This is a genomic window from Sulfurovum sp. bin170 (assembly GCF_010892395.1).
Classification (GTDB): Bacteria; Campylobacterota; Campylobacteria; order Campylobacterales; family Sulfurovaceae; genus UBA1140.
Genome location: NZ_JAACKB010000221.1, coordinates 1 through 4,076, shown reverse-complemented (window position 1 = coordinate 4,076; position 4,076 = coordinate 1). Strand labels below are relative to the sequence as shown.

Below are 4,076 nucleotides of genomic sequence, written 5' to 3'. Positions count from 1 at the left end.
GAAATATGTTATATTAATTAATAAATAACTAACAACGAGGAAGAGAATGATGAGAAAAAACAGTACAAGAGAGTTGATTTTTTTCGTAGGAATTGCTCTACTACTCACCGCATGTGGAGAAAGTTCTTCTTGTCCAGAAACAAGTGAATCGACACCATCAACAACTACAACAGCGACAAGAACCCAAATAGGCACTGTTGTCGATGCACCCATCTCCAATATCACTTATACTTGTGGTAGTACCATCGCTAAAACTGATGCTCAAGGAAGATTTGCGTGTTCAAAGTTTCCTGTAACCTTCAGTGTTCTAGGCATAGAGGTAGGCTCCATTGATGCGATGACAGCAGACGCTGTTATCTATCCCCAAGATTTGGTTGGGGTAAGTCGTGATGACTTTAACAATGACGATGTTTTAAAAATTGCCATCTTCTTGCAGAGCTTGGATGATGATGGGGATATGAGTACGACAATTAATATTCCTGATACACTGGTTTTGGAAGGTAATCAAAAACTTGATGATTTGAGTCTGGAAGAGATGCAAAAACTTCTCATCGACAACGAAATAGACCCCATCAGTGAAGCCTCTGCTAAAGAGCATCTTCGTGAACACTCTTCCGTTCCAGGAGCTACTGGTGAAGCTACAGAAGAAGAGGTGAGTGGAGCTGAAGAGGTGATAGAGAAGATTGAAAAACCTATACTCTTAACCACTTTATCCTCTGCTACTAGCAAGGATAACATCACCATCGAAATCCAAGGTCTAGTCAATGGAAAAATCTTTGTAAATGGTGTTGCTCACGGTGTAATAGACGATAATGGTAAAGCAGAACTGACTTTAACTCTAAGTGATGATGATGGAGAGAATTCGTTTAGTATCACACTCAAAAATACTAATGGGGAGGAGAGTGAAGCACTACTAATTGATATCCTAAAAGATACTGTTGCACCTGATATGCCTTCTCTTGAGGTCTCTCTACCAATAGAGACGGAAAACAATCAATATACCCTCTCTATATATGGTGAAAATCAAACTACAGTCTATATCAATGGATCCAACATGAATAGAGTAATTAGTGATGAAAAAGCCACCGTTGTTGTTGGACTTATTGTAGGTGATAACCAATTTGACATCACACTCAAAGATGAAGCCAAAAATACAAGTGAAGCTTCAATCGTGCATATCACAAGAAAAGCTCCACCTCAAATGGGTGATGCAGAAGCAGTTGATCTGGCTACATCAGATTTGAATTTAGGTGACACCTCTTCTGTCTCATCCAATATGTCACTACCAACCACAGGGCTACATGGTACCACCATCTCTTATAGCTCTAGCAACACAGCCGTCCTATCCAACACAGGAGTAGTAACATCACCAGAGAGTGGTAGCGTCACCGTAACACTCACTGCTACCATCAGCAAGGGTTCTAGTAGCATGACCAAGAGTTTTTCGGTCACGATAGTGGAAGAGCTTCCAACATTTTAAAAGGAGATGAAGATGAAAAGTAATATTTTTAAAACCATACTCTCCATGCTTATTGTCATAAGTATGGTGGGGTGCAATAGTAATAAAAGTGATACAAAAACCACCTATAATGTTCCAGTTCAAGATGAACTTCCTGCCGTAGTCTCAGTGGAAGCTTTGGATAAAAAATCCCATGATTTATCGTATCAAAAAGAGAGCAATCCTGACTTGGATGCGATAAAGAGTCAAGATAATCTCTTGCAATTTATGTACTATACCGCCAACACCAAAACAGCTGAGGAAAAATCAAGATGGTATATCAGCCAAATCAATGGATTTTACCAAGGAATGGTGCTATCTCTAGGTCCCGTTGAAACCATCAATGGTGTAGTCAAAGCAGGTTGGAAAGAGGTCGGACAAAATGTTGCCACCATTAGTATCACTGATGAACAAATCACAGTAGGAAACATCGCTAATAATCCAAGCTTCAACTACAAAGATTGGGGTCTAGGAGTCGACCGATATGACCCCAAAATACAAGAGGACATCGAACTCATACGAAACACCACCGTCGATGTCAAATGGTGGTTTTTTAAAGCCAGTAACAACTCATGGTACATCATAAACTCAACAGGAAGTAGTATCTATAAATTTGGTACGGCTTCTGGTCAATATAATTGGCAAAAGATAGATACCACAGGAGAGACTCTTGAGTTTTTCATCGATGGTGATACCAAAAAGTTTAAAGTGCTTCCTGAAAATATAGCTCCAATCTTGTCAGCCTCCACCGCAACAGTAGAAGAGAATGCAACAGTAGCCACCAAAATAGGAACCCTAACCATTAGCAGTATCGGAAACAGTGCCATCACAGGAATTGCACTGAGTGGAACAGGAGAGTCAAACTTTGAAGTGAGCAATGATGGAAATATTACTGTAAAAAGTGGAGCCAGTTTAAATTATGAGACCACAACGACTTACAGTTTAACAGCCGTAGCAACCAATGGAGCAGGAGATAGCAATAGTGTAGCTGTTACCATTACCGTAACCAATGTGGTTGATATGGTTCCAGTCCTAGCAACCCCTACGGGAAGTAGTATTTCAGAAAATGTAGCTATAGGGACAAATGTAGTCACCGTTCAGACCAATGGAGTCAATAGTGATGAGAATCTAACCGATAGCTTTACCATTGTAAGTGGAAATACAAACAGTGACTTCGCTATCTCTAATTCAGGTGTTATTACAACGGCAAAGGTTCTTGATCATAATACTACAGCAAGTTATACATTGGTTGTAAAAGCGACGAATAGTGCAGGAGATAGTACTACAGTTAATGTTGCTATTACAGTACCAAATACTCCAAATGATAGTGATAATGACCATATTCCTGATGCTATAGAAATCTTATTGGATATGAATTCAACCAATAGTGATGAAGATGGAGATGGTGTTTTAGATGGACTTCAGCTTACTGGAACTCACGGAGATACTTTTTTTGATAAACAGTGGCATATTAGAAGTTTGGGTACACTAGTTAATGGTAGTGGTGTATCAACTATCGTAGGGAATGATTTAGATCTATTAGATATTTACCATAGATATATGGGTTATAATGGAGGAAATCCTATTATCGTACAGATTGTAGATGATGGTGTCGATGCTGACCATGAGGATTTGGTTGATAACATGGATTTAAGTCGTTCATATACACATAATGGTTCAAGTAATACAGTTGGTGACCCATCACCATTGACCCTAGATGATACACATGGAACCATGGTCGCAGGTATTATGAGTGCTAGAGCATTTAACGGTAAAGGTGTTAGAGGTATTGCTCCTTTTGCTAAAATAGCAGGTAGTAATTGGATTGGAGGAGAACAGTGGAGTTCAGGGCTAGATAAAGTTTGGCTCTCTGGTAATGGAGCTAATGAAATAGCAGTGAGTAACAATAGTTGGGGAACCTATATTACTAATAACACATTCTATGAGTCCATATTAGAACAGGGAACTAGTACCTTACGAGATGGAAAAGGTAGAGTTTATGTTATTGCAGCAGGAAATGATAGAGAAAACTATGGTAACTCAAATATAAGTTATATCTCAAATAATAGATATGCTGTTGCTGTTGGAGCGTTGAAAAATGATAACACTCATGCATCATACTCTAGCCCTGGGGGAAATGTGATTATCTCTGGATACAGTGGAGACTACTATCAAAATAGCCCAACTATTGCCACAACAACCGTTGAGGGGCAATCTGTTAACACAGGAGATATAAATGAGAAGACAACTTGGAGTGAAGATACTAACCAAAACTATACATTTGCCATGAATGGTACAAGTGCTGCATCACCAACTGTCTCAGGAGCTATTGCTCTAGTGCTAGAGGCTTGTCCTAACTTAACATGGAGAGATGTAAAATATCTTCTTGCAAAACATGGTAAGAGAATTGATAGTACTAATAGTAGTTGGGTAGAGAATAGTACTGGTCTATGGCACAGTAGTGACTATGGATATGGATTGGTAAATCCTAAAGGTATGATTGAAAATTGTGAGGGTAATTATACAAATCTTGGAACTATAAGAACTTCAGAAGTTACAGAAACAATCAATCATGATT

2 protein-coding genes are annotated in these 4,076 nt (G+C 38.9%); both read left to right on the top strand.

The window, feature by feature from the left end; genetic code table 11:
* Positions 1 to 46: 46 nt before the first annotated feature.
* On the top strand, positions 47 to 1,480 hold the full coding sequence (locus tag GSY74_RS05215; protein ID WP_164664049.1) for an immunoglobulin-like domain-containing protein: 1,434 nt from the start codon (positions 47 to 49) through the stop codon (positions 1,478 to 1,480).
* Positions 1,481 to 1,492: 12 nt separating this feature from the next.
* The coding region (locus GSY74_RS05210; protein ID WP_164664048.1) for a S8 family serine peptidase at positions 1,493 to 4,076 on the top strand (2,584 nt) is incomplete at its 3' end.